At 68.3% G+C, this 25207-nt stretch carries 28 protein-coding genes and 1 pseudogene; 21 read left to right on the top strand and 8 right to left on the bottom strand.

Annotated elements, in window-relative coordinates; all coding sequences use genetic code 11:
- Positions 1 to 3: 3 nt before the first annotated feature.
- The 4 genes from AB0P21_RS26875 to AB0P21_RS26860 are packed head-to-tail and all read right to left on the bottom strand — an operon-like array spanning position 4 to position 4179.
- Positions 4 to 969: a fumarylacetoacetate hydrolase family protein gene (locus tag AB0P21_RS26875; RefSeq protein ID WP_363699967.1), complete on the bottom strand. Its 966-nt coding sequence runs from the start codon at positions 967 to 969 to the stop codon at positions 4 to 6.
- Complete coding sequence (locus AB0P21_RS26870; RefSeq protein ID WP_363699966.1) at positions 966 to 1994, bottom strand: amidohydrolase family protein; 1029 nt, start codon at positions 1992 to 1994, stop codon at positions 966 to 968. Before AB0P21_RS26870 ends, AB0P21_RS26875 begins: the two co-directional genes overlap by 4 nt.
- Positions 1988 to 2884, bottom strand: a complete 897-nt coding sequence (locus AB0P21_RS26865) for an MBL fold metallo-hydrolase (RefSeq protein WP_363699965.1) — start codon at positions 2882 to 2884, stop codon at positions 1988 to 1990. Before AB0P21_RS26865 ends, AB0P21_RS26870 begins: the two co-directional genes overlap by 7 nt.
- Complete coding sequence (locus tag AB0P21_RS26860; protein WP_363699964.1) at positions 2881 to 4179, bottom strand: MFS transporter; 1299 nt, start codon at positions 4177 to 4179, stop codon at positions 2881 to 2883. Before AB0P21_RS26860 ends, AB0P21_RS26865 begins: the two co-directional genes overlap by 4 nt.
- 145 nt (positions 4180 to 4324) lie before the next feature.
- Between AB0P21_RS26860 and AB0P21_RS26855 the strand changes: the two genes are divergently transcribed.
- The 3 genes and pseudogenes from AB0P21_RS26855 to AB0P21_RS26845 all read left to right on the top strand — a co-directional run bounded on the left by AB0P21_RS26855 (position 4325) and on the right by AB0P21_RS26845 (position 6075).
- Complete coding sequence (locus tag AB0P21_RS26855; RefSeq protein WP_363699963.1) at positions 4325 to 5287, top strand: LysR family transcriptional regulator; 963 nt, start codon at positions 4325 to 4327, stop codon at positions 5285 to 5287.
- A 145-nt stretch (positions 5288 to 5432) separates the two neighbouring features.
- Positions 5433 to 5621, top strand: a pseudogene (locus AB0P21_RS26850) (hypothetical protein); the annotation flags it as partial.
- A 145-nt stretch (positions 5622 to 5766) separates the two neighbouring features.
- Positions 5767 to 6075: a YciI family protein gene (locus AB0P21_RS26845; protein ID WP_363699962.1), complete on the top strand. Its 309-nt coding sequence runs from the start codon at positions 5767 to 5769 to the stop codon at positions 6073 to 6075.
- A gap of 79 nt (positions 6076 to 6154) precedes the next feature.
- On the opposite strand, the gene AB0P21_RS26840 is transcribed toward AB0P21_RS26845, so the two are convergent.
- On the bottom strand, positions 6155 to 6640 hold the full coding sequence (locus AB0P21_RS26840) for a MarR family transcriptional regulator (protein ID WP_363699961.1): 486 nt from the start codon (positions 6638 to 6640) through the stop codon (positions 6155 to 6157).
- 84 nt (positions 6641 to 6724) lie between these two features.
- Between AB0P21_RS26840 and AB0P21_RS26835 the strand changes: the two genes are divergently transcribed.
- Entirely contained in the window at positions 6725 to 7963 is a 1239-nt protein-coding gene (locus AB0P21_RS26835; RefSeq protein WP_363699960.1) for an FAD-dependent monooxygenase, read from the top strand.
- Positions 7964 to 7996: 33 nt separating this feature from the next.
- Here the strand turns inward: AB0P21_RS26835 and AB0P21_RS26830 are convergent, their stop codons facing one another.
- Positions 7997 to 9496: an SDR family NAD(P)-dependent oxidoreductase gene (locus AB0P21_RS26830; protein ID WP_363699959.1), complete on the bottom strand. Its 1500-nt coding sequence runs from the start codon at positions 9494 to 9496 to the stop codon at positions 7997 to 7999.
- Between the two features lie 269 nt (positions 9497 to 9765).
- On the opposite strand from AB0P21_RS26830, the gene AB0P21_RS26825 reads away from it, so the two are divergent.
- Genes AB0P21_RS26825 through AB0P21_RS26800 form a run of 6 tightly spaced genes read left to right on the top strand, consistent with a single transcriptional unit; the run spans position 9766 to position 14839 of the window.
- Positions 9766 to 10932, top strand: a complete 1167-nt coding sequence (locus AB0P21_RS26825; protein WP_363699958.1) for a glycosyltransferase — start codon at positions 9766 to 9768, stop codon at positions 10930 to 10932.
- On the top strand, positions 10929 to 12203 hold the full coding sequence (locus AB0P21_RS26820; protein ID WP_363699957.1) for an aromatic ring-hydroxylating dioxygenase subunit alpha: 1275 nt from the start codon (positions 10929 to 10931) through the stop codon (positions 12201 to 12203). The genes AB0P21_RS26825 and AB0P21_RS26820 overlap by 4 nt, the downstream gene beginning before the upstream one ends.
- Positions 12200 to 12712: an aromatic-ring-hydroxylating dioxygenase subunit beta gene (locus tag AB0P21_RS26815; RefSeq protein ID WP_363699956.1), complete on the top strand. Its 513-nt coding sequence runs from the start codon at positions 12200 to 12202 to the stop codon at positions 12710 to 12712. Before AB0P21_RS26820 ends, AB0P21_RS26815 begins: the two co-directional genes overlap by 4 nt.
- 7 nt (positions 12713 to 12719) lie before the next feature.
- Positions 12720 to 13937, top strand: a complete 1218-nt coding sequence (locus AB0P21_RS26810; RefSeq protein WP_363699955.1) for an MFS transporter — start codon at positions 12720 to 12722, stop codon at positions 13935 to 13937.
- Positions 13930 to 14322 (top strand): carboxymuconolactone decarboxylase family protein, encoded by a 393-nt coding sequence (locus tag AB0P21_RS26805; RefSeq protein WP_363699954.1) that lies wholly within the window; start codon positions 13930 to 13932, stop codon positions 14320 to 14322. The genes AB0P21_RS26810 and AB0P21_RS26805 overlap by 8 nt, the downstream gene beginning before the upstream one ends.
- Positions 14312 to 14839 carry a hypothetical protein gene (locus AB0P21_RS26800; RefSeq protein WP_363699953.1) on the top strand — a complete coding sequence of 176 codons (528 nt, stop codon included), beginning with the start codon at positions 14312 to 14314 and terminating at the stop codon, positions 14837 to 14839. The genes AB0P21_RS26805 and AB0P21_RS26800 overlap by 11 nt, the downstream gene beginning before the upstream one ends.
- Here the strand turns inward: AB0P21_RS26800 and AB0P21_RS26795 are convergent.
- Positions 14788 to 15420: an NAD(P)H-dependent oxidoreductase gene (locus AB0P21_RS26795; protein ID WP_363699952.1), complete on the bottom strand. Its 633-nt coding sequence runs from the start codon at positions 15418 to 15420 to the stop codon at positions 14788 to 14790. The two genes, AB0P21_RS26800 and AB0P21_RS26795, sit on opposite strands and share 52 nt — an antisense overlap.
- 52 nt (positions 15421 to 15472) lie before the next feature.
- The gene (locus AB0P21_RS26790) at positions 15473 to 16864 is read right to left on the bottom strand and encodes a PLP-dependent aminotransferase family protein (protein ID WP_363699951.1); all 1392 of its coding nucleotides are present in this window, start codon (positions 16862 to 16864) and stop codon (positions 15473 to 15475) included.
- A 61-nt stretch (positions 16865 to 16925) separates the two neighbouring features.
- On the opposite strand from AB0P21_RS26790, the gene AB0P21_RS26785 reads away from it, so the two are divergent.
- From AB0P21_RS26785 to yajC, 11 genes are all read left to right on the top strand, one after another.
- Positions 16926 to 17588, top strand: coding sequence for a hypothetical protein (locus tag AB0P21_RS26785; RefSeq protein WP_363699950.1), 663 nt, complete (start codon positions 16926 to 16928; stop codon positions 17586 to 17588).
- Positions 17589 to 17634: 46 nt separating this feature from the next.
- Positions 17635 to 18183 carry a hypothetical protein gene (locus AB0P21_RS26780; RefSeq protein ID WP_363699949.1) on the top strand — a complete coding sequence of 183 codons (549 nt, stop codon included), beginning with the start codon at positions 17635 to 17637 and terminating at the stop codon, positions 18181 to 18183.
- Positions 18180 to 18773 carry a pyridoxal 5'-phosphate synthase glutaminase subunit PdxT gene (gene pdxT / locus AB0P21_RS26775; protein ID WP_363699948.1) on the top strand — a complete coding sequence of 198 codons (594 nt, stop codon included), beginning with the start codon at positions 18180 to 18182 and terminating at the stop codon, positions 18771 to 18773. Before AB0P21_RS26780 ends, pdxT begins: the two co-directional genes overlap by 4 nt.
- Positions 18774 to 18807: 34 nt before the next feature.
- The gene (locus AB0P21_RS26770) at positions 18808 to 19569 is read left to right on the top strand and encodes a YebC/PmpR family DNA-binding transcriptional regulator (protein WP_363699947.1); all 762 of its coding nucleotides are present in this window, start codon (positions 18808 to 18810) and stop codon (positions 19567 to 19569) included.
- Positions 19570 to 19597: 28 nt separating this feature from the next.
- The gene (locus tag AB0P21_RS26765) at positions 19598 to 20059 is read left to right on the top strand and encodes a hotdog fold domain-containing protein (RefSeq protein ID WP_363699946.1); all 462 of its coding nucleotides are present in this window, start codon (positions 19598 to 19600) and stop codon (positions 20057 to 20059) included.
- A 27-nt stretch (positions 20060 to 20086) separates the two neighbouring features.
- The gene (locus tag AB0P21_RS26760; RefSeq protein WP_363699945.1) at positions 20087 to 20890 is read left to right on the top strand and encodes a CPBP family intramembrane glutamic endopeptidase; all 804 of its coding nucleotides are present in this window, start codon (positions 20087 to 20089) and stop codon (positions 20888 to 20890) included.
- A 24-nt stretch (positions 20891 to 20914) separates the two neighbouring features.
- Entirely contained in the window at positions 20915 to 22084 is a 1170-nt protein-coding gene (locus tag AB0P21_RS26755) for a GNAT family N-acetyltransferase (protein ID WP_363699944.1), read from the top strand.
- An 84-nt stretch (positions 22085 to 22168) separates the two neighbouring features.
- A complete protein-coding gene (gene ruvC, locus AB0P21_RS26750; RefSeq protein ID WP_363699943.1) occupies positions 22169 to 22780 on the top strand; it encodes a crossover junction endodeoxyribonuclease RuvC in 612 nt (203 codons plus the stop codon).
- Positions 22781 to 22838: 58 nt separating this feature from the next.
- Positions 22839 to 23441 (top strand): Holliday junction branch migration protein RuvA, encoded by a 603-nt coding sequence (gene ruvA, locus AB0P21_RS26745; RefSeq protein WP_363699942.1) that lies wholly within the window; start codon positions 22839 to 22841, stop codon positions 23439 to 23441.
- A gap of 6 nt (positions 23442 to 23447) precedes the next feature.
- Positions 23448 to 24500 (top strand): Holliday junction branch migration DNA helicase RuvB, encoded by a 1053-nt coding sequence (gene ruvB / locus AB0P21_RS26740; protein WP_363699941.1) that lies wholly within the window; start codon positions 23448 to 23450, stop codon positions 24498 to 24500.
- A gap of 217 nt (positions 24501 to 24717) precedes the next feature.
- Positions 24718 to 25167 carry a preprotein translocase subunit YajC gene (gene yajC, locus AB0P21_RS26735; protein ID WP_363699940.1) on the top strand — a complete coding sequence of 150 codons (450 nt, stop codon included), beginning with the start codon at positions 24718 to 24720 and terminating at the stop codon, positions 25165 to 25167.
- The last annotated feature ends 40 nt before the right edge of the window (positions 25168 to 25207 follow it).

Here is a 25207-nt window from a genome sequence, read left to right as displayed (position 1 = left end):
AGCCTACGCCTGGTCCGGCCTATCTGCAACACTGCTGTTGGAGTTGAGGGGGTGGACGGGGGCCCCGGGGCTGATCGACGTACTGATCTGGCCCAGGCCCTCGACGCGTAGCGTGACCTGGTCACCGATCTCCAGCCAGGGGTACGCCTCGGCACCGTGGACCGCGCCGAGCTCGAGGATGCAGCCGGTTCCCACGGTGCCCGCACCGATGATGTCTCCGGTCCGCAGCGTCGTCCCCCGGGACGCGTAGGACAGCAGATCCGTGAAGGACCAGAACTGATCGGCCCAGTTCCCTTCGCTGTAGACGACGCCGTTGACGGCGGCGGTCATCCTCACGTCGAACCCGCGGCCGCCGCGCCGGCCCTCGAGTTCGTCAGGCGTCACCAGGAAGGGGCCGAGACTGGTAGCGGTGTCTTTGGCCTTCCCCGGACCGATCGACATGGTCATCTCGGCCGCTTGGAGGTCCCGCGCGCTCCAGTCGCACAGGATCGTGTAACCGGCGATATGGGCGGACGCCTCGGCCGGCGTCACGTTGGAGGCCGGCGGACCGACGATGGCCGCCACCTCGAGTTCGTAGTCGAACTGCCGGCTTCCGGGGGCGATCGGTACTGGTTCGGACGGACCCTGGATCGCGACAGGGTTCTGGAAGTAGAAGACGGGCTGCCGGTAGTAGACCGGGTTCGTCGGCAGGCCCAAGGCGTTCATCGAGGTGACGTAGTGGTTCTCGAAGGCCATGAAGTCCCGGACCGAGGGCGGGCGCGGTATCGGCGCCAGCAGGCGGGCAGTGTCGGCCGAGACGACCTCGAGCGGGTCCGCACCGACCTCGCGAGCGGCTTCGGTCAGCGCCTCGGGGGAGCCGATCAGATCGATCAGTTGCCGTTCGCCACGAAGTGCGTGCAGCAGTCCGTCGTCGTACAGGGCGGCGTGCTCCTGACCGTCGACCGCGGAACGATAGGTGGCCCATTTCATGTTTGCTCCTTCTCCTTGAGGTCGAGTAGTTCGGCTGCGGTGGAGCCGGCGATCCGCCGCAGCTCGGCCGGCGGCAGCCCGGTCTCCGCGAGCCGTGCAAGCGGGTCGGTCACCCCCATGTCGAACGGGTAGTCGGTGCCCAGCAGGACCCGATCGGTCCCCAGTTCGCGGGTCAAGGCGACGACTTCCGACGGCCGGTAGACGAGGCTGTCGACATAGAGCTGACGCAAATAGTCACTGGGACGTCTGGCCATCGACCGGCTTTCGGGGCGTACCTCGTACGCGTGGTCGGCCCGGCCGAGGTACACCGGCAGATAGCCGCCCCCGTGTGCGCCGCAGATCCGCAGCCGGGGAAACCGGTCGAGTACGCCAGCGAAAATGAGCCGAGACAGCGCAATCGTGGTTTCGAGCGGTTGCCCGATCACGTTGCCGAGGTAGTACGACGACAGCCGCTGCTCCAGGCTGCAACCCCACGGGTGAACGAAGACCAGGACGCCGAGTGCTTCCGCGGCGGCCCAGAAGACGTCGAGTGCCGGGTCGGAGAACTCCCGGTTTCCGGCCCGGGAAGGGATCTGCACCGATCGCATCCCGTAGTTGCGCACTGCGTCGCGTAGCTGGTCGGCTGCCCGGTCCGGATGCTGCAAAGCCACGTGAGCCATGGCGACTAACCGGCCGCCGGACTTCGCGGCCAGACCCGCCAGGTGCTCGTTGACCAGGTGCGCGAGTTCGTCGCCGAGTTTCTCGTTCGCCCAGGAGAAGTACTGCGTGGGAGCGACGCTGACTGCCTGTACGTCGACCCCTGCTCGGTCCATTGCTCGCAGGCGGGTCTGGAGGTCGGTCAGAGACCGGTGCCACTCGTCGCGGAACAAACGCTGGTTGACCGAGACCGATTCCGGACCGAAGACCGAGAGCTGGAAGGCCTGTTCCCGCGAGTGCTCTTCGCGATGAGCCACCAGTTCATCGACGGGCGCGTGCGCGTGGGCGTGGATGTCCACCACCAACCCGAAGGTGTCCGCTGTCAGCATGTAGCACCGCCAGGGCCGGTGATGCTGTCGTAGAGCGCTCCCGCGTTCTCCGCCTGGATGAAACCCATCAGGTGGTCCAGGCCGACGTCGGTCCGGCACACGTCGGCGAAGGTGACGCGCTGGATCGTCTCCTCCCTGGACCAGCCCTTGGCCACCGCATCGGCCACCGCGCTCTTCCAGCCCAGCAGGACGGCGCGCTGTTCGCGAACGGCCGCGAGGGTCGTGATCGCGCCGTGGCCTGGTACGACGTGGTCGACGTCGAGAGTGGCGATGAGGTCGAGCGAGCGCAGCCACTGGTCGACGTCCGAATTCATCAGCCAGGTCTGGCAGCCGGAGAAGATGGTGTCGCCGGTGAAAACAGTGCGCTCTTCAGGCACGTGGACGGCGATCTGGCCGGGCGTGTGGCCGGGGGTGTGGATCAACTCGAAGGTGTGTTCGCCCAGCCGCAGTGTCAGGTTGCCGGTGAACACGATGTCGCCCTTGTTGGGGTCGCGGTAGTACTCGGCGCGTTCGGGGATCAGGTGCACACCTTCGGGATCGTCGTGCTCGGCGGCCGTGACGGCGAACGCGAACGGATCCAGTTCGTAGACGGTCATGAAGTTGTCGAAGACGCCTTGGTGGTGAACCACCAGTCCGGCCCCGGCGAAGAAGTAGTTGCCGAAGATGTGGTCGACGTGATGCTCGGTGTTCACGATGTACCGGACCGGGCCGTGGCTCTCGGCCTGCTGCCGCATGGCCAGTGCGTGGGTCGGCAGCTGGGGGGTGTCGATGACGACGACACCGTCGGACGTCACGACGAAGCTGGGATCGCATCCACGGGTGCCGGTTTCGACGTACATGTTCGGGGTCAGTCTGCCGAGCGGCCGCGGCCGGCCGTCAGTGCTCTTCATGACGGGTGCACCTCTCTGTTGCTGAGTTTGTCTGCTTCGTGGGTGACCGCCAGCGCACCCAGGCCGATGAGCGCGCAGGCGGAACCCCACAGGCCCGGTGATCCCGCCCATCCCGTCGCGGTGACGAGCCAGGTGGCGATCGCGGGGCCGAATCCCGCGGTGGCGATGGTTCCGAGGTTCAGCCCGATGGAGACGCCGGTAAACCGGGTACGGGTCGGGAAGAGTTCGGCGAAACCGGCGAAGACGGCGCCCGAAACGAAGGGCTCGACGAGCAGGTAGATCAGCAGTGCCGGAGCCACGGCCAGGATGCTGTCTGCCGCGTCGACGGCCAGGAAGAGCGGAACCGGAAGGATCACGGAGGCGCTCAGGCCGATCCACGCGATCGGTCGACGGCCGATGGCGTCGGACTTCATCCCCATGACGGGGAAGATCCAGACCGTTGCCAGCAGCGTCAGGCCGAGCAGAAGGTAGACCTCCTGCGCCGGGAATCCTTTGATCTGCACCAGATGTACGGCGACGTACAGCTTGCCGAGGATCGACGGTCCGAGGACTCCGATCGTCAACGCCGCCACGCTCAGCACATCCCGCGGGTGGCTGCGGATGGTCTCTCGGACCGGTATGCGGCTGACGCCCTCCGCGGTGTGGGCGATGGCCTTGAACTCCGGCGAGTCTTCGAGCTTGTAGCGCAACGCCACGCAGAGCACGGTGAGTGGGATGCAGACCAGGAAGGGAATCCGCCAGCCCCAGGTGCTCATCTCGACGCCGGTCCCGGCGACGAGCGCGACCAGAAGTGCGGCGGACAGAAACCCGATGCCGACGCCCAGCGCGGGCACCGATCCGTACAGGCCACGTCGCCGCGGTGGTGCCATCTCGGTGATGTAGGTCAGCGCTCCTGACCATTCGCCGCCCGCGGAGAAGCCCTGGAGCAATCGCAGGATCAGCAGCAGGACCGGCGCAGCTGCGCCGATGGACGCGTAGGTCGGCAGGATTCCCATGAGCGAGGACGCGACTCCCATGATCAGCAGCGTTGCCATCAGCACCGGACGGCGTCCGTAACGGTCGCCCAAGGCGCCGAACACCACGCCGCCCAGGGGTCTGGCCAAGTAGCCTGCGCCGAACACCGTCAGTGCTGACAGCGTCGCGACGGTCGGCGAGCCGGCCGGGAAGAAGAGTGGGCCGAAGACCACGGCGAGGAAACCGTAGACGGTGAACTCGTAGTACTCGACGATCGTGCCCACCAGCGATGCCCGGACGGCGCGGCGGCGGGTCAGGCTGGGGTCGGGGGGAGGTGACATACGGGCCTCGCTTCGTAGAGCGGAGGATGGATTGGCCCACCATGTGTTGCGTGGGGCGGTCCAGGGAAGATCGATCTGCGAATAGTGCGCATAGATTCGATCTATAGGCGTTGCGTCTTGCCACCGCCGGTTCGGGTGTGCGCTCATGGCCCTCGTGGAGCTGAAGAATCTCAACCTGAACCTGCTCGTGCACCTGGATGCGTTGCTGGCTCAGCGCAGCGTGTCCGGCGCGGCCGAGCAGCTCAGGCTGAGCCAGCCGACGGTATCCTCCGCGCTCGCCAAGCTTCGACGACACTTCGACGACGAACTGCTGACCCGCCAAGGCAACCGATACGTCCTGACCCCGCTGGCCGTCGGCCTGGTACCGCTCGTCACCGGCGCGATCGCCAGTAACGAGCAGCTCTTTCTCGGTGGCTCAGGATTCGACCCGTCACGCACCCGCCGCCAGTTCGTTGTGCTGACCAGCGACTTCTGGCTGGAGGCCGTCGGCCCGGCCATCAGCCGGCTTCTCAGCGAATCGGCCCCGGCCGCGACGATGCGGTTCGACCAATTGCGGATTGCCGATCTCGACGATCCGATGGAGAGCCTGCGCACCCTCGACGGCATCCTGCTACCGCACGGCGCGATGCCGGACGGCCCGCACCTGGACCTGCTCAGCACTGAATGGCGGGCGCTGGTCGACGAGCGCAATCCGCGGGTCGGAGCGGTTCTCGACCGGGAGACAATCGCTGCCCTGCCATGGGTCCTCTACGCCGACCGGTCCACAGCCACCTCGGCCCTGGTGACGTCGACGATCATGCGACAGTTGGTGCTGGCCGGACTCAAGCCCCGGGTGGAGGTCACGGTCGGTACTTTCTCCGCCGTACCGTCCTTCGTCCGGGGCACCGATCGCGTCGCGGTCGTCCACCAGTCCCTGGCTCTGCGTGCGGAACAGACCCTGGGGCTCCGCTCCTTGCCCTTGCCGTTGGCCTTCGACGCGCTGACGGTGGCGTTCTGGTGGCATCCGCGCCACAGTCACGACCAAGCCCACCGATGGTTCCGTGCGCTGACCAGATCCGCGGCTGCACAGGTGGCCGACGACATCCCAGGGTTCGAGCTCGCGACCTGACGAGTGGGTTGCCTGGCCGTGATTGGGGTTCTGGCCTCTGGTCGCAACGGCCGCGGATGCGATCAGAGCGGTCATGAGCGTGGTCTTCATGTCCCGCGGGAAACACTTGCCTCATGCAACGGGCCCCGAAGGCGGCTGAGATGAGCTGGAGTGGCGACTGGGCCTTCGCGACGTCGACGTCGACATCCCCCGCGACGCGATGGTCGCCTTCACCTGGGTCTCCGGATCCGGTAAGTCGTCGCTCGCGTTCGGCACGTTGTACGCCGAGGAGCAGCGCCGGTACTTCGATTCGGTCGCGCCGTACGCCCGGGCGGATCAGCTGGCCGCGGTACCTCGCTCACACTCACTCTCTGGGTCGTCGGTGAGACGAGTTCCATCGTCGGCGCGATGCTTCGAGGTGTCGTGGTACTGGCAGTACCACGACAGCCGGGATTGCCTAAGGCAACAATTGGGGCTGTCCACGAACAAGGGGAGTGAGCATGACCCAGTACTACGTCGTCGAGTACACCTATCTCGCCGACACCACCCTGCAGGACATCCACCGGCCGGCCCACCTGGCCTATATCCAGCAGCGGGTGGAGCAAGGAGAGCTGGTGGTGTCCGGGCCGTTGGCCGCTGACGAGATCCCAGGTGGGATCCTCATCTACCGAGCGGCCGACCGCCGGGCGGTCGAGAAATTCGTCGACGAGGACCCGTTCGTGATCCACGGCGTGGTCCAGGAGCGCCGGATCCATGGCTGGCGACCGCTGACCGGAGACATCAGTTCGTTCCCGGCGGTCAACGGCTGACCAACGGCTGACCAACGGCTCGATCGGCTGGCTCGCTGACGGTACGCCGCTGAATACCGGGTGCCCGTCGAGTTGCAGGTCAGCTCGTGGGTTCGGTGGTCGGTGGGTGTTCCACGAAGTCTTTCGTGACGCTGGTCAGCCGGGCGATGGCGGATTCGACCAGGGCGAGTTCGGTCGCGGTGTAGCCGGCCAGCGCGTCGTTCTGTCGTTGTGCCAGTGGGGCGAAGAACGCTTCGGCAGCGGCATGGATGGCAGGCGTGGAGTGCAGCGTCACAACGCGGCGGTCGCTGTGCCCACGGGTTCGAACGATGTGGCCCGCTTCTTCGAGCCGGTTGAGCAGGATCGACGTGGCTCCGGTGGTCAGCACGATGCGTTCGGCGAGGCGGGCCGGTGTGAGCGGGGCGCCCTCGTCCTCGGCGCTGAGGATCGCCACCATCGCGGCCGCGTCCGTGACGTGCATCTGCTTCGTACGAGCGAACAGCCGTCCCAGCTCGTCTCCGACAGCGGCGAACTCTCGCAGGTGCGGCACGACCCGCTGGTCCGGTACCCGATCCGGGTGGCTCATCAGGTCCCCTTCCTGGTCGGGTTGCAACATATCATTCGGCAAAGTAGCTTTGCGGGAAAGATACTTTGCCGAAGAGGAGATCTGATGTCTGGACAGAGTCGTCCCCGTGTCCTGGTGACCGGTGGGAGCATTGCCGGTCCGGCCCTCGCCTGGGGTCTGCTGCGAGAAGGTTTCGAGCCGGTCGTGCTGGAACGGTCGCCGCGACAGCGCAGTGCCGGGCAGAACATCGACATCCGGGGACTCGGGCACGAGGTCGTACGCCGGATGGGCATCCGGGACGCCGTGCTCGACCGGCTCACCGGTGAGGCGGGCACTCGGTTCATCCGCGCGGACGGGCACGTGTACGCCGAGATTCCGCGCCAGGAGGGGCAGGACGGTCCCACCGCCGAACTGGAGATCCTGCGGGGGCAACTCGCCGAGATCCTGCTCGACCGGATCACCGATCAGGTCGAGGTTCGCTACGGGGATTTCGTCACCGGCGCCGATCAGGACGCCGACGGCATCGACGTACGGTTCGAGTCAGGGCTGCGGGAGCGGTTCGACCTGCTGCTGATCGCCGAGGGGCGCAGCTCCCGGAGTCGCAGACTGCTGATGCCCGAGCAGACCGACTATCGCGACAAGGGCCTCACGGTCGCCTTCGGCACGATCGACCGCCGCCCTGAGGACGACGACTGGTGGTACTTCATGACCACTACCCAGGGACGAGTGGTCAACGCTCGTCCGGACAACCTCGGGACCATCCGGGCCAGTGTGAGCTTCCCCAGCCGGTCGTCGGATTTCGCCACCTTGCCCGTGCCTGCCCAGCTCGCTCAGTTGCGTGACCGCTTTCGCGGAGCCGGCTGGCAGACCGATCGAATCCTCGACGGGTTCGCGTCCCGGCCCGAGGAGTTCTACACCGACCAGTGGGGTCAGGTCGTGATGTCGAGCTGGAGCCACGGCCGGATCGGAGTGGTCGGCGACGCCGCGTGGGGGTCGGGACCGACGGGAATGGGCACCACGCTGGCGCTGGTCGGCGTGCACGTGCTCGCCGGGGAACTCGGTCGCAGCCTGCGCGATCCGGACGACTCCCACCACGGTGCCTTCACCCGCTACGAGCAACTCCTGCGGCGGTACGTCGACAGCGCGCAAGGTCTCGCCCCCGGCATGCCCCGACTGATGCACCCGAAGACCTCGGCCGGGTTGGCCGTCACCCGCACACTCCACCGTGTCGTCACCTCCGGCCTGCTGCGCCCCATCGTCGAGAAGGCCGTGATCACCACCCAGAAACACGAGCCGCAGCTTTCCGAGTACCCGAGGCTGCGGGCAGACGCTTCAGTGCTCTGACCCGGCCGTATCACCGAGTCGACACCGTCCGGCCTACCAGGGCGAGGGTTCGTAGTCCTTCAGGAAGCAGCCGTACAGGTCGTTCCCGGCCTCGCCCTGGACGATCGGGTCGTAGACGCGGGCGGCGCCGTCGACCAGGTCGAGGGGCGCATGCCAGCCCTCGGCGGCGATCCGCAGCTTCTCCTGGTGCGGGCGCTCGTCCGTGATCCAGCCGGTGTCCACCGCGGACATCAGGATCCGGTCCTTCTCGAACATCTCGCCGGCCGACGTCCGGGTCAGCATGTTGAGGGCGGCCTTGGCCATGTTCGTGTGCGGGTGGCCCGGGCCCTTGTAGCGGCGGGAGAACTGCCCCTCCATCGCCGAGACGTTGACCACGTATCCGCGGCGCGCCTTGGTCGTCGCCGTCCGCATCGCGGGCCGCAGCCGGGAGATGAGCAGGAACGGCGCGATCGAGTTGCAGAGCTGGACCTCGAGGAGCTCCAGCGGGTCGACCTCGTCCACGACCTGGGTCCACGAGTTGGTGGTCTGCAGGTCGGGGAGAAGCCCACCGGCGTCGATGGCGGTGCCGGCCAGGTGGGCATCCAGGGAGGCCGAGCCGGCCCGCAGCGACAGTGCCGTCAGGGACGCCGCGGTGTGCATCGCGACGGCGTCGTCCTGCGACTGTCCCTCGTGGTGGGCGACCGACAAGGTGGTCAGCGCTCCCGCGATCGCAGCAGGGTGTGCCTGCGAGACGTGGTCGAACGTGACCATCTCCGGCGGTTCCAGCCCGGCAGGCGGCGGGGCGACCGGCGACGACTCGCCCGTCACGAGCTGCGAGTAGGCCCCCGGGGTCCGGCGGACCGTCTGGCAGGCGTTGTTGACCAAGATGTCGAGCGGACCGGCCGCGGCGACGTCGTCGGCCAGGGCGATCACCTGGGTGGGATCGCGCAGGTCGATCCCGACGATCTTGAGCCGGTGCAGCCAGTCGGCGGCGTCGGGCATCGCCGAGAAGCGGCGTACGGCGTCCCTCGGGAAGCGGGTGGTGATGGTGAGGTGAGCTCCGTCGCGGAGCAGCCGCAACGCGATGTACATGCCGATCTTCGCCCGGCCCCCGGTGAGCAGGGCGCGGCGGCCGGTCAGGTCCGTGCGCTGGTTGCGCCGTTCGTGGCTCTTCGCGGCACAGGTGGGACACAGCCAGTGGTAGAACGAGTCGACCAGCGTGTAGTCCGTCTTGCAGATGTAGCAGCCGCGGGCGGTGCGCAACTCCCCGGCGAACGCACCCGGCGCGCTCGAGACCAGCTGGATGCCGGCGGTCTCGTCGTCGATCCGCGCCGCCGAACCGGTCGCCGTCTGCTCGATGATGCTCCGGTCGTGCGCCTGACGCTCCTCGCGGATCGCGGTCCGGCGGGACTTCTTGACCAGCTTCCACATGTGACCGGTCGCCCGTTTGACCGTCTGGACGTCGGGATGGCTGGGGTCGAGGTCGTGGAGCCGGCCCAGCACCCGCAGGGTGATGGCGAGCTCGTCCGGGTCGATCCCCGCATTCGTCGGCACCGCCGTAGGGTAACCGCCGCCCGCTCCCGGCCGGGTGAGTGGGCTTCGGTTGCGACGGCCGAATCTCTGCAAGGCCTTTCCATGGACGCTGTAAAGCGTTGACAACGCGTGGCCGTCCCGGCACGCTTTGTCAGACCTGTTTGGTGGGGCAGGTGAATCCGGTCGGTCAGAGGTGATGGTGGTCCCTCGACTTGGCCGGTCCTGACGCCTGCCCGGGGGTGAGTTCTCCGTGCCGTGCGTCGCCGCCCCGTCGAACCCACGGAGATCTGATGCGCGTCGCCTTGCTGACCACGACCCAGCACGGTCATCTCAACCCGTACATACCGGTGGTGAAAGCGCTGCAGGCCGCCGGCGCCGAAGTCGAGCTGATGTTGTTGTCCGCGGACGGCGGCACGCTCGACGACCAACGCCGGCAAGCCCTCGGTACGACGAAAGTGCACGCGATCGGCGAGGTCGCGATGCCACCGTGGAGCGGCGATCCGGCGCAGATCGGCCCGATGCTCCGATCGTCACCCGTGGCGTCCCAGACCGCCGAGGCGCTCCGGGAGGTCGCGCCCGACTTCGCGCTGGTCGACTCGCTCCCGGTGACGGCGGCGGCGATGGTCGGCGCCCAGGTGTCCGGCACGCCGTACGGGATGATCTGGGCCAACCTCGGCGGGGTCTGTCCGCGCGAGCACCGGCGGGCCCGCTGGGCGTACGACGAGCAGGTCGGCGACTACCTGACCGAGAACGGCGTGCTGTGGTCGGCCAGGACCCATTCGGCCAGGTCCCCGATCCTGAACCTGATGCCCACGATCCCGTCGCTCGTCGGGGACGACGCGGTCACCGACGACGGCGTCCAGCTGATCGGACTGCCGGGAGCAGCGGGGGAGCGGGGCGACGAAGTCACCTGCCCGGATCTGCAGAAGCTCGACCCCGAAAGGCCGGTGGTGTTCGTCTCCTTCGGCACGATCTTCTACCGGCGGCCGGAGCTGTTGCGCACGGTCATCCTGGGTGCGCTGGCGACCGGTGCGCAGGTGATCGCCGCGGTCGGCGACCTCGCCGACGAACTGAAACTGCCTGACGAGGTGGTCACCGCGCCGTACCTGCCGCAGCGCGAGGTGCTCGAGCGCGCCGACGTGTTCGTCACCCACGGCGGCTACAACTCCGTGGCCGAGTCGATCCGGGCCGCGACGCCGATGCTGGTGGTCCCGCTGGCGGTCGACCAGCCGATCCAAGGGTTCTTCGTCGATCGGGCCGGCTTCGGTACGTCGCTGGACCCGGCCGCGGCCACCGAGCAGTCGGTCACCGACGCCGTTGCCGACCTGCTCGATCCCAGCAAGGACTACCGGGCCCGGCTGCAAGCGGTTCAGCCGGAGTGCGGCAACTCGGCCGCCCGGACCGCCGAGCTGGTCGTCAGCACGGTCGAATCGCTTCAGCGAGAGGGGCAGCAGTGACCATCGAACTGCAACGCACCAGCGACCCGATCGTGGTCGACGACCTCGAGCGCCTCTCGTTCCGGGTCGACCGCCGTGCCTACACCGACGACGAGATCGCCCAGCAGGAGCTGACCAAGATCTTCGACCGCTGCTGGCTGTACGTCGGCCACGAGTCCGAGGTCCCCGAGCCGGGCTCGTACGTCTCCCGCGATGTCGGCGGCCGTCCGGTGGTGATGGCGCGTGGCTCCGACGGAGCGATCCGGGTGTTCGCGAACAGCTGCACCCACCGCGGCGCGCTGATCTGCTCGCAGCCGTCCGGACAGGCCAAGTCGTTCCGCTGCCCGTACCACGACTGGACGTTCTCCAACCAGGGCGACCTGGTCGGCGTACCGATCCCGGACGGGTACGGCCCGGACTTCCGGAAGGCGGACTTCGCGCTGGGCCGGCACACCAGCGACACCTATCGCGGTTTCGTCTTCCTCACCTTCGATCCGGACCAGCCACGCACCCTGGTCGAGTACCTGGCCGGCGCGACCGACTACCTCGACCTGATCGACGACCAGTCCGAGGTCGGGATGGAGGTGATCCAGGGCGCGCAGCTGCACGGCGCCCGGGCGAACTGGAAGCTGATGATGGAGAACAGCGTCGACATCTACCACTTCCGCGCTCTGCACAAGCGGTACGTCGGGTACATGGAATCGCTCGGTTCGACGCCACCCCGGCGGCGCGGCGGTTTCGGCTGCGCGCTCGGGCTCGGGCATGGTGCCAACGAGTTGCCGCCGGCGGCGGCCCGGCCGCTCGCGTACTGGACGCCGATGTTCGGCGAAGAGGTCCGGCCGCGGATGGAGGCGACCGCCGCCCGGTTCGTCGACCGGTTCGGCGCCGAGCGGGCCGAACGGATCACCGGCACCAACCGCGCGGTGCTGATCTTTCCCAACCTGATGATCATCGACGCGATCGCGATCACCATCCGCAAGATCGACCCGGTCGGGGCCGGCCAGATGGCGATCACCTCGGTCGCGCTGGCGCCCAAGGACGAGGACCCGGACATCCGTGAGCTCCGCAAGAGCCACTACCTGACCTTCCTCGGCCCGGCCGGCTTCGCCACTCCGGACGACATCGAGATCGTCGAGTCCTGCCAGCGGGGCTATCTCAACCGCTCGGTCCGGTACTCCGACCTGTCCCGCGGCATGAACAAGGAAGTCCCGGAGACCACCGACGAGCTGCCCGCCCGCGAGTTCTGGCGGCAGTGGGACCGGCTGATGCAGGACGAGGAGGGACCCCGATGACCACCGAGCTGACGGTCGACGTGACAGCCCAGCTGCGGTTGTGGCACAGGGTCAACCAGTTCCTGTACCGGGAGGCGCGGCTGCTCGACGAGTGGCGGCTGACCGAGTGGTACGACGACCTGCTGACCGAGGACGTGCGCTACGCAGTACCGGCGACCGATGTACGAGGTGAGTCGGCCGACGCGCTCGGGCTGATCGAGGACGACGCGGCCCGGCTGCGGCAGCGGATCGAGCAGTTGCTCAACGGCGAGGTGTGGTGCGAGAACCCGCGGTCGCGGACGAACCGGATGATCAGCAACGTCGAGATCCTGACCGATCGCGGCACCCATCTCGACGTCGCGGCCAATGTGGTCGTCTACCGGTTCGGCCACGGGCGGTCCGACACGTATGTCGGCAAGTACCGCTTCGAGCTCGTCGTCGACGGGGAGTCGTTCCGGATCAGGCGGCGCCGGGTCGTGCTCGACCACGAGACGCTGTACGAGCACGGCAAACTCAGCATCATCCTGTGAGCACCCGATGACGGCGGCAGGCTCTGGCGGCGTCCCACCCGTTGCGACCGCGCCGCCGAGTCTTCCGCGTGAGGTGTACGTCCTCAGTGTGGTCGGTGGCTGCGTCATGCTCGGTCTCGGACTGATCCTGCCCGTGCTGCCGGTGTACGCCGCGACCTTCGGCGCCACACCCACCGATATCGGCGTACTCGTTGCCCTGTTCGCGTTTCTGCGGTTGGCGACCAGCCCGTTCTGTGGCCGGCTCGGCCGTCGCTTCGGCGAGCGGCGGGTACTGGTCGCCGGTCTGCTGCTGTGCGCGGTCTCGTCGGGCCTGACGGCGTTCGCCGGCTCTTTCGGCCAACTGCTCCTGTTCCGTGGCCTGGGCGGCGTCGGGTCGGTGCTGTTCTCGGTCTCCGCGCTGGCGATGCTGCTGACGATCGCGCCGGCCGAGCAGCGCGGTCGAGCGAGTGCGGTGTTCGAAGCCGGCTTCCTGCTCGGCGGGATCTCCGGCCCGGCACTAGGTGGGCTGCTCGCACTGGTCTCGCTGTCCACACCGTTCGCGGTGTACGCCGTGCTGTTGCTGGCGACCGCCGTGCTGGCTCTAGCGGTACTACGTACCGAACGCACCGCAGGAGCGGCACCGGGTCGTGAGGTAATCCGGCTGGCCGTTCTGCTGCAAGACCGGCGTTATCCGGTGGCCTGCCTGGCGGCGTTGTCGCAGGGGTGGGTGCTGTTCGGGCTGCGCAGCGCACTCGTCCCCACGGTCGTGGTGGCCTGGGGACACGACGTGGCCTGGGTCGGCTGGGCGTTCACCATCTCGGCCGTCGTCCAGGCCGTGTTGATCATGCCGGCCGGCCGGATCGTCGACCAGGTCGGCCGACGGCCCGCGATGATCGCGGGCACCGCTGTGTCCGCGGCGGCGATCACCGGCCTGGTGTTCGCCGACGGCTATGCATTGCTCGTCATCCTGCTCAGCCTGTACGCCGCGGGGTCGGCGCTGCTGAACGCCGCACCGGCCGCACTGGTCGGCGACGTCGTCGCCGGCCGCGCGGGCAGTGGCGTCGCCGTCTTCTCGATGTGCACCGATGTCGGCGCCGTGGTCGGCCCGGTGGTGGTCGGGCTGATCGCCGAGCGGGTGAGCATCGCCGCCGCGTTCGCCAGCGGCGCAGTACTGCTGGTCGTCGCCCTCGTGGCGTCGTTGACGTTGACAACTGTCCGGAACTCGAAGGAGCTCATCGATGAATGACTCAGCCGGCCGCCACGAGCGGGGCAAGGCGATGTTCGAGCAGGTCTTCGGCCGCGAACCGCGTCCGGGCAACTATCCGGAGTTCCTGGAGCTCACGGTCGACCACCTGTTCGGCGAGATCTGGAGCCGTCCGCACCTGAGCGTCGAGGAGCGCGAACTGGTCGCCCTGACCGCGGTCGCGCTGGCCCGCACCGACTGGGAGCTGCGCGGCCACATCGGCGCCTCGCTGAACCTCGGGATGTCGCGGGAGAAGATCGTCGAGGTGATCATCCAGCTCGCGTACTACGGCGGCTGGCCGGTCGCCAACAACGGTCTGCGGGTCGCCCAGGAAGTCTTCGCCGAACTCGACGCGACCGCTGCGAAGGAGTCCGGCCATGACGACTGAACCGCTGCCCCTCGAACCGGCCGAGAAGGTCGAGCTCTGGCGCCAGCGGTACTTCGAGGCGCAGGCCGCCGCCGAGGAGTTCGTCCTCGGTGAGCACGGTGAAGAAGGACTGGCGGCCTGGATCCAGGCGAACTCCCGGATCACCGCCAAACTCCTGCAGGCCCAGCGCCCCGACGGCCAGTCGAGCACCGAGCACTTCATGACCCGGCTGGAACGTCAGCTCCTGCTGTACGACTCGGACGTGACCACCGAGTCAGGACCCTCGGCCACAGTGCTGCGCAACGCCGAGTGCGGCATCCTGCGCTATCGCAAACGCGCCGCCCGGGCCGGCGTCGTACTGACCTTCGACTCGCCCTGCAACTACTGTCAGGAGCTCAACACCTCCATCGCCTCCCGGTACGTCGAACCAGAGGTGACCGTCTCCTGCCACCAGTCAGGGGACGGCTGCACCTGGCGCGCGGAGACTCAGGGCGCCGACGACACCGGGTCACCACATCGGGGCCGCGCCGCCGGCTGAATCATGGGCAACGACGGGCGGTCGCCGGTCAGCGTCATCCCGAGCTGCCGGCCGACCGCCGTACACAGATCGGGCGCCGCGGTCAGCATCAGATCCTGGTGCCCGTTCTGCGAGAAGCAGGCCGACGCCACGTTCTTGTTCTTCAGCCGCAGGTACCACGGGAACAGCGACGCGAGCGCGGGCTCGGTCAGCATCGTCCGCGAGTGCACGATGGTGCCGACCAGCAGCTCGCCGAACGGCCGCTGCTCGGCGTTCATGAAGCTCTTCAACCGCTCCTGGAAGATCTTCAGCACCGCGGGCACGTTGCCCGCGTACACCGGCATCGCCAGCAGCATGCCCTGCGCGCCGTCGGCGAGCTGGACCACCTTCTCGAAGTCGTCGTCCAACGTGCAACGCGCGACCTCCGGGTCGAGGCAGGTGTCCTCGCCCTCACACATCTCGATCCGATGGTCGATCAGCCGGATCCGTTGGATCTCCACCTCCCCGGCCTCCCGCTGGAGTCCCTCGATCGCCGCCTCCAGCAACGCATCCGTCAACGACGGCAGGCGTTTCTGCGTACACGACAAAGCAACAACCTTCATCCGATGCCCCTCCTAGGTTGGGCACCGATGAAACCACGGCAGCTTGCCGGTGTCAGGCGATGTCGAGCGGTCGGTGGGTGCCGACGCTGCCGCCGGCAATGGCCTCGACGGTCCGGGCGAGTTTGCCGACGGCGTCGAGTAGGCGGTCGGGTGGCAGGGTGAACGGCAGCCGGAGGTGGCGTTCGAAGGCGCCACCGATGCCGAAGCGTGGTCCGGCGGCCAGGGTGAGGCCGTGGTCCGGGGCGGTGGCTGCGAGGCGCGAGCTGATGGCGGCCGGGAAGGCTGCCCAGATCGAGACGCCCCCGGTCGGGGTGGACACCTCGAGCTGGGGGAGCGCGTCGTGGAGTGCCTGCTGAAGGGTGTCGCGCTGCAACCTGAGTTGGTCGATGGCGTCGGTGCGGTGGGTCAGCTTGTTGTCGAGCAGGTTTGCGGTCGCGAGCTGCTCGACAACCGCAGTACCGAGGTCGATGGCCGGCCGTTGCTGGTTCACCCGTTCCAGCAGTGCGGGCGTAGCGCGGATCCACCCGATTCGCAGGCCGCCCCAGATGCTCTTCGACACCGAGCCGATGCTGATCGCCGCGGGATGGTGGACGGCGTACGGCGGCGGGGGTGGGGAGTCCAGCCACAGGTCGGTCAGCGTTTCGTCGACGATCGTCGGGCAGGCGAGTTTGAGGCGCTCCCGTCCGTCGACGGACAGCAACAGGCCGGTCGGGTTCTGGAAGTCGGGGATGAGGAACGCCAGTTTCGCCGTCCTGGCTGCCGCTCGGAGCTGGGCGACGTCCCAGCCATCAGAAGTCATCCCGACCGGGACGAGTACCGCCTTCCGGTCGAGCAGGGTCGTGATCGCATGCGGGTACGTCGGATGCTCGATGACGACCCGGTCCCGCGGCGCGAGCAAGGTGCGGGCCAGCAGCGCCAAGGCGTGCTGGGCGCCGTTCGTGACGAGGATTTGGTCGCGCGAGGTCGCGAGCCCGCGCCGTTGGTACCAGCTCGCGATCGCGTCCCGCAGCTCGGCGATCCCGTAGCGGTCGTAGCCGTGTCGCTCGAAGTGCCGGGGCAGTTGCTCGAGCGCGGCGGCGAAAGAGCTGTGCAGGATCTCGCCAGGTGCCTGCGGCGCGGCGAACGACAGGTCGGCCGTTGTCGTCGCCCGCTCGGCCGGGTCGGCGACGCGCTGCCCGGCCGGCAGCCGGACGGTCGCCCGTGACCGCTCTTGGGTCGACAAGTAGTTGTTCCGCACCAACGTCCCGTACGCCGCTCCGACGGTGGTCCGGCTGATTCCCAGCGTGGCCGCCAGTTCGCGCTCGCTGGGAACGGTCGCACCGAGCGCCAGCCGCCCGTCGAGAACGAGCAGCGTCAGCCGGTCGGACAGCCGGCGATGCGCCGGCCCCGGCCCGTCGTCCCAGTTGCTGAGCATCTTCGCGACGCCGTACGCGCTGATCTTCACCGAGCCAGCGTAGTCAATCTGGCTATTGAATCAAAGACCAGATCTGAACCAGGGTGGTCGTATGCCAATCACCTCACCGCCCGGATCCCTGCGACTGCCGTCCCGGTTGGGTCCGCGTGAGCAACTGCGGGCGGGCCGGCTGGGCCATCGGCTCCCGCAGTTGCTGATCGGTCTGATCGGCTACGGCGCCTCGGTGATGATGCTGGTGCAGTCCGGGCTCGGCGCGGCCAGCTGGACCGTGCTGAGCGAGGGCGTGTCCGCGGTCGCGGGCATCTCGTTGGGATGGGCAACGAATCTGATCGCTCTGACCGTGATGTTCGCCTGGATCCCGATCCGCGAGCTGCCGGGGCTCGGCACCTTGCTCAATGTCTGCCTGGTCGGCTTCGCCGCGGACGCCACTGCTCTCGTGCTGCCGCCCGCGGACTCTCTCCCCGTGCAGTTGGCCTATCTCTTCGGTGGGGTGCTGGCGCTCAGCTTCTTCGACGCCCTCTACCTCGGCAGCCAGTTCGGCTCGGGACCGCGGGACGGGATCATGACCGGTCTGGTGCGCGTCACCGGCCGGCCGATCGCCGTCGTGCGGACGGTGATCGAGGTACTGGTCGCGACCTCCGGTTGGCTCCTGGGCGGCACGCTTGGCCTGGGCACGGTGGTGATCGCGTTGTCGATGGGCCCACTCGTCGGGTTCTTCCTCCCGCGGGTCACAGTCCGGCTCGCTGCCAGATGATGGTCTCGAAGATCTCGCGGTGGCGGGCTGAACTACCCTTGCCTGCATGGATCTACTGCGGGTCGAGCGCGAACTTCGCGGTCTCGCTCGCGTCCTGGTCCGTTCCGGGTACGCCGACCGCGCCGCCGTGACGGCTGCGTTGACCGAGGCCGTGCAGGAGGATGCCCCCACGGCTGACCCGGCAGTGCTCGTGCCGGAGCTGATCCACGAGGCAGTGGCGGCGTTGGAGGCAGATGCGGCCGGCTGGCCCGACGAGACCGGGCCGGACCGGCTGGACGCAGTACTGGCTGAGCTGGAGTCGCTGGGGGTGGTGGTGGTCCGCTACACGTCGGATCACCACGCTGCGCGCGCAGTACTGGAGTCCGCGGCGGAGCCGAAGGGGCTGGTGTTCTTCACCGACACCGACGTCTGGCACGCCGTCGACTTCGGCATGCTCGAGCTGAAGGTCTGGCACCCCGACACCGCCAACGTGGCGCCGGGGGAGTCGCTGCTGGACGACATCCTCGCGCTGCTGCGGGAGCGGGACCTGCCGGCCGCGTTCGACGAGGGCCGGATCGAAGTGACCATCGACTGGCAACGGAGGGTTCGACTGTGACCGTCATCGGCGTGTTCGCGCTGCAGGGCAACGTGCGGGAGCACCTGGCGATGCTGACCGCCGTCGGCGTCGAGGCCCGCCCGGTACGCCGCCCGGCGGAGCTGGCCGAGGTGGACGGGCTGGTGCTGCCCGGTGGCGAGTCGACCACGATGGACAAGCTGGCCCGGACCTTCGAGCTGTTCGAGCCGCTGCAGAAGCGGATCGCGGACGGGCTGCCGGTGTTCGGCACCTGCGCCGGGATGATCATGCTGGCCGACGAGATCACCGGCGGGATCACCGGCCAGGAGACGCTCGGCGGGCTGGACGTGACGGTCCGCCGGAACGCGTTCGGGCGGCAGGTCGACTCGTTCGAGGCCGACCTCGACTTCGCCGCCTTCGAGGCGCCGTACCACGCGGTGTTCATCCGGGCACCGTGGGTCGAACGGGTCGGTCACGACGTCGAAGTGCTGTCGACGGTCGCGTCCGGCCCGGCCGCAGGTAGGATCGTCGCGGTTCGCCACGATCGGCTGCTGGCCACGTCGTTCCACCCGGAGATGACGGGTGACGCTCGGCTGCACGGCTACTTCGCCGATCTGGTGCGCGACCTCTAGGTCAGTTGCAGGCGGTAGAAGGGTTGGGTTCGCGATGTCAGGCCACTCCAAATGGGCCACCACCAAGCACAAGAAAGCGGTCATCGACTCGAGGCGCGCCAAGCTCTTCGCGAAGCTGATCAAGAACATCGAGGTGGCCGCGCGCACGGGCGGCGGTGACCTCGCCGGCAACCCGACCCTGTACGACGCGGTCCAGAAGGCGAAGAAGTCGTCGGTCCCGAACGACAACATCGACCGCGCGGTCAAGCGCGGCTCCGGCGCCGAGGCGGGTGGCGCGGACTGGCAGTCGATCACCTACGAGGGCTACGGGCCGAACGGCGTCGCCATGCTGATCGAGTGCCTGACCGACAACCGGAACCGGGCCGCGGCCGACGTGCGGACCGCGATGACCCGTAACGGCGGCTCGCTGGCCGACCCGAACAGCGTCGCCTACCTGTTCCACCGCAAGGGCGTCATCGTGGTGAACAAGGTGCAGGACGGCAAGACCTACACCGAGGACGACGTGATGGAGGCCGTGCTCGAGGCCGGCGCCGACGAGGTGAACGACCTCGACGAGTCCTTCGAGGTGATCAGCGAGGCGGGCGACCTGGTGAAGGTCCGCACCGCGCTGCAGGAGGCCGGGATCGACTACGAGTCGGCCGACGCGTCGTTCGTGCCGTCGATGACGGTCGACCTGGACGCCGAGGGCGCCGGCAAGATCTTCCGCCTGATCGACGCGCTGGAGGAGAGCGACGACGTGCAGAACGTCTTCGCCAACTTCGACGTCTCCGACGAGGTCATGGCCCAGGTCGACTGACTGGCTACTCGCGGGTAATATGCGGTGTATGGCGAACCAGGTGCTGGGCATGTGGGAGAAGTTCCGTGGCCTCCCGGGCGGTACGAAGCTGTTCTCGCTCGCCTTCACCTGGAAGGCGCCGTACTTCCGCTCGATCCGGCCGCGGTTCGTCCAGGTGAGCCCGAACTACGCCTCGCTGGTGCTGCCGAAGCGGCGAGCCGTCCAGAACCACATCGGCACCGTGCACGCGATCGCCGTCTGCAACGGGCTGGAGGCGGCGATGGGCGCGCTGGCCGAGGCGACCATCCCGGCGGGCAAGCGCTGGCTGCCGAAGGGGATGGAGGTCGCCTACCTGGCCAAGTCGACCTCGGACCTCACCTGCTCGGCCGAGACCGACCCTGCCGCGTGGACGGCCGGCCCCGACGTACCGGTCCGGGTGAAGGCGACCAGGGATGACGGGACTGTCGTAGTACAGGGGACCATCAGTCTTTGGGTCACCGACAAGAAGTAGACCCTGTCGGCTGCCAGACTTCTCCGGATGCGGCGATGGGTGTTGGCGGTTGGGTTCGCGGTACTGATCGGCGCTGCGCTGGTGTTGGTGGTGACCGGCAACACCGACGTGCGGTACACGGCCGACAACGACAGCACGCAGCCGATGTGGGTGCGGTGGATACCTGTTGCCGTCGGCATCCTTCTGGTGCGGTTGCTGCCGGGGCGGCTGGAACGGGCTCCTGGTGGGCCGACTGATCGGCGGCAGGCGTGGATCCTGCTGGGGTGTGCGGGGTTGTTCGCAGTACTGCTCAATGTGTTGGGGCTTGGGCTGTTCGAAGTACTGAAGGCGCTGTTGTTGCTTGCTGTGCCGCTGGCTGTGTTCCGCTGGTGGGGAGGGAAGCCGACAGCTAACTGGCCTACCGAGGTTCGCTGGGCGCCGGTGCTGCCGGTGGCGGCGTACCTGCTCCTGAGCTACGTCGGGCCGCTTGCCGCTCCGGTGCCGGACAAGCCGGACCTGGCGCCGCTTGAGCTGGTACTGACTGTCATAGGCGTGTTCCTGATCAACAGCGTGCTCGAGGAGTACTTCTACCGGCGCTGGTTGCAGACCCGCTGGGAGCAGTTGCTCGGGCCGTGGCCGGCGATCGTGTTGTCGTCCATCGCGTGGGCGGTCTGGCATGTGGCCCTGCAGGGACGTGGCGACCTCGGAATCGATCTGGCGTCGGTACTGGTGAACCAGGGCGTGCTGGGGTTGTTCCTGGGCTACCTGTGGAGCCGGTACCGGCGGATGTGGCCGCTGATCACCGTGCACGGTGCCATCAACGCGGTGGGACTAATGCTGTCGCTGGTGTGAAGCGCGGCGTCGTAAGGTCTGGGCGTGGCTGATGACTTGCGGTTGGTAGATGTTGAGAGCAAGCACGTTGACGACGTGTACCGGGTGCGGTCGCGGTCCTTCGGTTTGCTGGGAGCCGGCGACCGCGAGGAGTGGCTCTCGAACATGCAGGGTTTCATCGACGACCGGCGGATCGTCGGTGTCGTCGATGGTGACGAGCTGATCGCCTCGGCCCGGATCTGGGACTTCGAGCAGTGGTGGGGCGGTCGCAAGGTGCGGATGGCCGGCATCGCGGGTGTCGTGGTCGCACCGGAGTACCGGGGGCGTGGGGTTGGTAGCAAGCTGATGCGGGGTGTGCTCGCTCGCAGCGTCGAGCAGGGTTATCCGCTGTCGGGGCTCTATCCGGCGACCACTGTCATCTACCGGCACCTGGGGTACGAGTTCGCTGGTGGGCGCTTCCGGTACACCTTCCCGGCGGCAGAGCTGCGCTCGCTGGGCGGCAAGGAGGTCAGTGTCCGCCGCGCCGGTCCCGATGACGCCAAGCGGTTCCTGGAGATCGTCGGGCAACTGCATGCCGAGGCGCGGATCAGTGGGCCGCTGGTCTGGCCCGAGGCGAAGGTGGCCGAGTGGCTGGGGGAGGAGAACAGCTTCTGCTACCTGGCTGATGACGGGTTCGTCGTCTACGGCTGGGAGGGCGGCAAGCTGCGCGTGGAAGAGCTGGTGGCTGGCTCCGAGGCGACTGCGCGTGCTCTGTGGTCAGTAGTGGGCTCAGGGTCCTCTATCTCGACCGATGTCGAGGCCTACATGTCTCCTGACGACCCTGCTCATCTCCTGGTCGACAAGGAAGCCGACAAGCAGCCGACGATCGAGCACTGGATGCTGCGCGTGCTCGACGCCCCGGCAGCGATCGCTGCTCGCGGCTTCGCGCCCGGTGCCTCGCTGGAGGTCGATCTGGAGTTGGACGACTCCGAACTCGCCGGCAACAGCGGGCGCTGGCACCTGTCCGTCTCCGACGGCGTCGGTTCGCTCACGCCGTCGAACGGCACCGGCGAAACCCTCCGGCTCGGCTCCCGTGGCCTGACCGCCCTGTACGCCGGTACGCCGCTCGCCACGGTGCGTCGGGCGGGTTTGGCGTGGGGTGGCGCGGCTGCTGACGACGGGGCGATCGAGACCGCGTTCGCTGGCGCCACGTCGTACATGCTCGACTACTTCTAGGTCGTCCACAGGCTGCGGAGTGTCGATTTCGTGGCCTCCGACCGGGCGTCTAGGGTTGTCGAACAAACGTTCGGAGGTGATCCAGTGCGCGTACTCGGTGTCGACCCGGGCCTGACCCGGTGTGGTCTCGGCGTCGTCGAGGGCACGCCTGGCCGGCCGCCGACGATGGTCGCGGTCGGCGTGATCCGGACGCCGGCCGAGCTGGACGTGGCCAAGCGGCTGGTCCAGATCGAGGCCCATCTGGAGGAGTGGATCATCGAGCACCGGCCCGACGCGGTCGCGATCGAGCGGGTCTTCGCCCAGGCGAACGTGCGGACGGTGATGGGCACGGCCCAGGCCTCCGGGGTGGCGATGGTGGTCGCTGCCCGGCGCGGGTTGCCGGTGGCGCTGCACACCCCCAGCGAGGTGAAGGCGGCGGTGACCGGCTCCGGCCGGGCCGACAAGGAGCAGGTGACCACGATGGTCACCCGGATCCTGAAGCTGCCCGAGCGGCCGACCCCCGCGGATGCCGCGGACGCTTTGGCGTTGGCGATCTGCCACATTTGGCGGGGTGGAGTGACGAGCCGGCTGCAAGAGGCGGCGGCCAGTCGGCCGAATCTGGAAGCGCTGGCGCAGGCGCAATCGCGGCTGCAGGTGGCGAGGCTGAAGGCCGCTGTGGAGGCGCAGGCCGGGGCTGCTCAGAAGGGCCGACGATGAGTGGGCTGGCGACTTGGCTGACGACGACTGGGTCGGCGATGAGTAGGAGAGAGAAGCGATGATCGCGTTCGTGCGTGGCCCGGTGGCCGCGATCGGGCTGGACAGCTGCGTGATCGAGGTCGGTGGCGTCGGGCTGCAGGTCTACTGCCACCCCGGCACGCTGGCCACGCTGCGGCCCGGGCAGGAGTTCAAGCTGGCCACCTCGATGGTGGTGCGGGAGGACTCGCTCACGCTGTACGGCTTCGCGGAGGCCGACGAGAAGGAGCTCTTCGAGCTGCTGCAGACCGCGTCGGGCGTCGGCCCGAAGCTGGCGCAGGCGGCGCTCGCAGTACTCAGCCCGGATCAGCTCCGGCAAGCCGTCGCCGCCGAAGACCTGGCGATGCTGGTGAAGATCCCCGGCGTCGGCAAGAAGGTCGCCCAACGACTCGTGCTGGAGCTCAAGGACAAGATCGGCGCGCCCTCGCGGACCGTTGCCGGCCGTCCGCTCGCCACGACCGACGCCTGGCGCGGGCAGGTCCACTCCGCCCTGGTCGGCCTCGGCTGGTCGGCCCGCGACGCCGACGACGCCGTCATCGCCGTCTCGCCGCTGGCCGCCGACAGCGCCAACCCGTCGGTGCCCGACCTGCTCAGAGCCGCGCTCCGCGCGCTCTCGAAGGCTTAAGAAACTATGGACGACAACGTCAGGCCGCTGGTCTCCGCGGACGCGCTCGACATCGACGAGCGCAAGATCGAGTCCGCGCTGCGGCCGCGTACGCTCGCCGAGTTCGGCGGCCAGCGCCGGGTAAGCGAGCAACTCGAGCTCGTCCTGCATGCCGCCCGCGGGCGCAACCGCGCACCGGACCACGTCCTGCTGTCCGGCCCACCCGGCCTGGGCAAGACCACGCTGGCGATGATCATCGCCAGCGAGCTGGCGGCGCCGCTGCGGATCACCAGCGGCCCGGCGATCCAGCACGCCGGTGACCTGGCCGCGATCTTGTCGGGTCTGAACGAGGGCGAGGTGCTGTTCCTCGACGAGATCCACCGGATGTCGCGCCCGGCCGAAGAGCTGCTGTACATGGCGATGGAGGACTTCCGCGTCGACGTGATCGTCGGCAAGGGGCCCGGCGCGACCGCGATCCCGCTGGAGATCCCGCCGTTCACCCTGGTCGGCGCGACCACCCGGGCCGGGCTGCTGCCCGGTCCGTTGCGGGACAGGTTCGGATTCACCGGTCATCTGGAGTTCTACGAGTCCGCCGAGCTGGAGAAGATCGTCGACCGGTCGGCGGCGCTGCTCGAGGTCGACATCACCAAGGAGGCGGCGGCCGAGATCGCCTCCCGGTCGCGCGGCACACCCCGGATCGCGAACCGGCTGCTCCGCCGGGTCCGCGACTTCGCCGAGGTCCGGGCGGACGGGATCATCACCATCGCGCTGTCGAAGTCCGCCCTGGAGCTGTACGAGGTGGACAAGATGGGCCTGGACCGGCTCGACCGCGGCGTACTGGACGCGCTCTGCCGCCGGTTCGGCGGGGGACCGGTCGGTCTGTCCACGTTGGCTGTCGCGGTCGGCGAGGAACGTGAGACCGTGGAAGAGGTGGCCGAACCGTTCCTGGTCCGGTCGGGCTACCTGGCCCGGACACCGCGTGGCCGCGTCGCGACTCCGGCGGCCTGGCGGCACCTGGGCCTGGCCGTCCCGAAGGGCGCCACGTTCGCGGACACGCTCTTCGACACCGACGACGAATAAATCGGACGACTGCGAACGACACGGGCACGAACGCCGTGGCGGCGACGTTGAAGCGATGACGAGTAATTCAAACGTGACCCCCTGTTATGCGGTACTTGTTGCCGCCCAGGGTTAGACTCCCCGGTGGCCCGTACCAGGGCCACCCCGCTGCGACCTGCGCGTTTGTGCAGAGCGTGCCGGGCACCCGTACATCTTCGACGAAGGATTCTGAGTCCCGATGGTTTTGATCGCCGCACCGATGGCCTCCTCCGGCGGCGGGGGCATCACGCTCCTCCTCCCGCTGATCCTGATCGTCGGGATGATCTGGTTCATGAGCCGTACCCAGCGCAAGCAGCGCCAGAAGCAGGCCGACACGGTCGCCGCGCTGGCGCCGGGCACGAAGGTGATCACCACCAGCGGAGTGGTCGGCATCGTCGAGGAGGTCGACGACGAGTACGTGACGCTGGAGATCTCCGACGGCGTCCTGGTGCAGTTCGTGAAGGCCGCCATCGGCCGGGTGATCCCGGAGGAGACCGAGGACGAGGCCGTGGAGGAGCCGGTGGACGAGGCCACCGACGAGACCGCGGTCGAGCCGGCCGTCGCCAAGGACACCGTCGACGTGCCGGTGACCGGCGCCGACAAGGTGCAGGACAAGGCCAAGCTGCCCCCCACGCACACCGAGAACTGATCCACCCCGTCCTATCGGCGTGCGGCGCGCGAGCATCCCA

Source organism: Kribbella sp. NPDC056861 (genome assembly GCF_040687575.1).
Classification (GTDB): domain Bacteria; phylum Actinomycetota; class Actinomycetes; order Propionibacteriales; family Kribbellaceae; genus Kribbella.
Note: the sequence above shows the minus strand (reverse complement) of the source record. Positions and strands in the feature narration are given on the sequence as shown.

What these genes read in the sequence shown, in the direction of transcription:
- AB0P21_RS26825 (WP_363699958.1), top strand. Translation starts at nt 9,766, where the DNA reads ATGCGCGTCGCCTTGCTGACCACGACCCAGCACGGTCATCTCAACCCG.
- AB0P21_RS26870 (WP_363699966.1), bottom strand. Translation starts at nt 1,994, where the DNA reads ATGCTGACAGCGGACACCTTCGGGTTGGTGGTGGACATCCACGCCCAC.
- AB0P21_RS26875 (WP_363699967.1), bottom strand. Translation starts at nt 969, where the DNA reads ATGAAATGGGCCACCTATCGTTCCGCGGTCGACGGTCAGGAGCACGCC.
- AB0P21_RS26815 (WP_363699956.1), top strand. Translation starts at nt 12,200, where the DNA reads ATGACCACCGAGCTGACGGTCGACGTGACAGCCCAGCTGCGGTTGTGG.
- AB0P21_RS26765 (WP_363699946.1), top strand. Translation starts at nt 19,598, where the DNA reads ATGGCGAACCAGGTGCTGGGCATGTGGGAGAAGTTCCGTGGCCTCCCG.
- ruvB (WP_363699941.1), top strand. Translation starts at nt 23,448, where the DNA reads ATGGACGACAACGTCAGGCCGCTGGTCTCCGCGGACGCGCTCGACATC.
- AB0P21_RS26760 (WP_363699945.1), top strand. Translation starts at nt 20,087, where the DNA reads ATGCGGCGATGGGTGTTGGCGGTTGGGTTCGCGGTACTGATCGGCGCT.
- AB0P21_RS26780 (WP_363699949.1), top strand. Translation starts at nt 17,635, where the DNA reads ATGGATCTACTGCGGGTCGAGCGCGAACTTCGCGGTCTCGCTCGCGTC.
- AB0P21_RS26770 (WP_363699947.1), top strand. Translation starts at nt 18,808, where the DNA reads ATGTCAGGCCACTCCAAATGGGCCACCACCAAGCACAAGAAAGCGGTC.
- AB0P21_RS26840 (WP_363699961.1), bottom strand. Translation starts at nt 6,640, where the DNA reads ATGAGCCACCCGGATCGGGTACCGGACCAGCGGGTCGTGCCGCACCTG.
- ruvA (WP_363699942.1), top strand. Translation starts at nt 22,839, where the DNA reads ATGATCGCGTTCGTGCGTGGCCCGGTGGCCGCGATCGGGCTGGACAGC.
- yajC (WP_363699940.1), top strand. Translation starts at nt 24,718, where the DNA reads ATGGTTTTGATCGCCGCACCGATGGCCTCCTCCGGCGGCGGGGGCATC.
- AB0P21_RS26835 (WP_363699960.1), top strand. Translation starts at nt 6,725, where the DNA reads ATGTCTGGACAGAGTCGTCCCCGTGTCCTGGTGACCGGTGGGAGCATT.
- AB0P21_RS26795 (WP_363699952.1), bottom strand. Translation starts at nt 15,420, where the DNA reads ATGAAGGTTGTTGCTTTGTCGTGTACGCAGAAACGCCTGCCGTCGTTG.
- AB0P21_RS26860 (WP_363699964.1), bottom strand. Translation starts at nt 4,179, where the DNA reads ATGTCACCTCCCCCCGACCCCAGCCTGACCCGCCGCCGCGCCGTCCGG.
- AB0P21_RS26845 (WP_363699962.1), top strand. Translation starts at nt 5,767, where the DNA reads ATGACCCAGTACTACGTCGTCGAGTACACCTATCTCGCCGACACCACC.
- AB0P21_RS26805 (WP_363699954.1), top strand. Translation starts at nt 13,930, where the DNA reads ATGAATGACTCAGCCGGCCGCCACGAGCGGGGCAAGGCGATGTTCGAG.
- AB0P21_RS26800 (WP_363699953.1), top strand. Translation starts at nt 14,312, where the DNA reads ATGACGACTGAACCGCTGCCCCTCGAACCGGCCGAGAAGGTCGAGCTC.
- AB0P21_RS26785 (WP_363699950.1), top strand. Translation starts at nt 16,926, where the DNA reads ATGCCAATCACCTCACCGCCCGGATCCCTGCGACTGCCGTCCCGGTTG.
- AB0P21_RS26865 (WP_363699965.1), bottom strand. Translation starts at nt 2,884, where the DNA reads ATGAAGAGCACTGACGGCCGGCCGCGGCCGCTCGGCAGACTGACCCCG.
- AB0P21_RS26810 (WP_363699955.1), top strand. Translation starts at nt 12,720, where the DNA reads ATGACGGCGGCAGGCTCTGGCGGCGTCCCACCCGTTGCGACCGCGCCG.
- AB0P21_RS26855 (WP_363699963.1), top strand. Translation starts at nt 4,325, where the DNA reads ATGGCCCTCGTGGAGCTGAAGAATCTCAACCTGAACCTGCTCGTGCAC.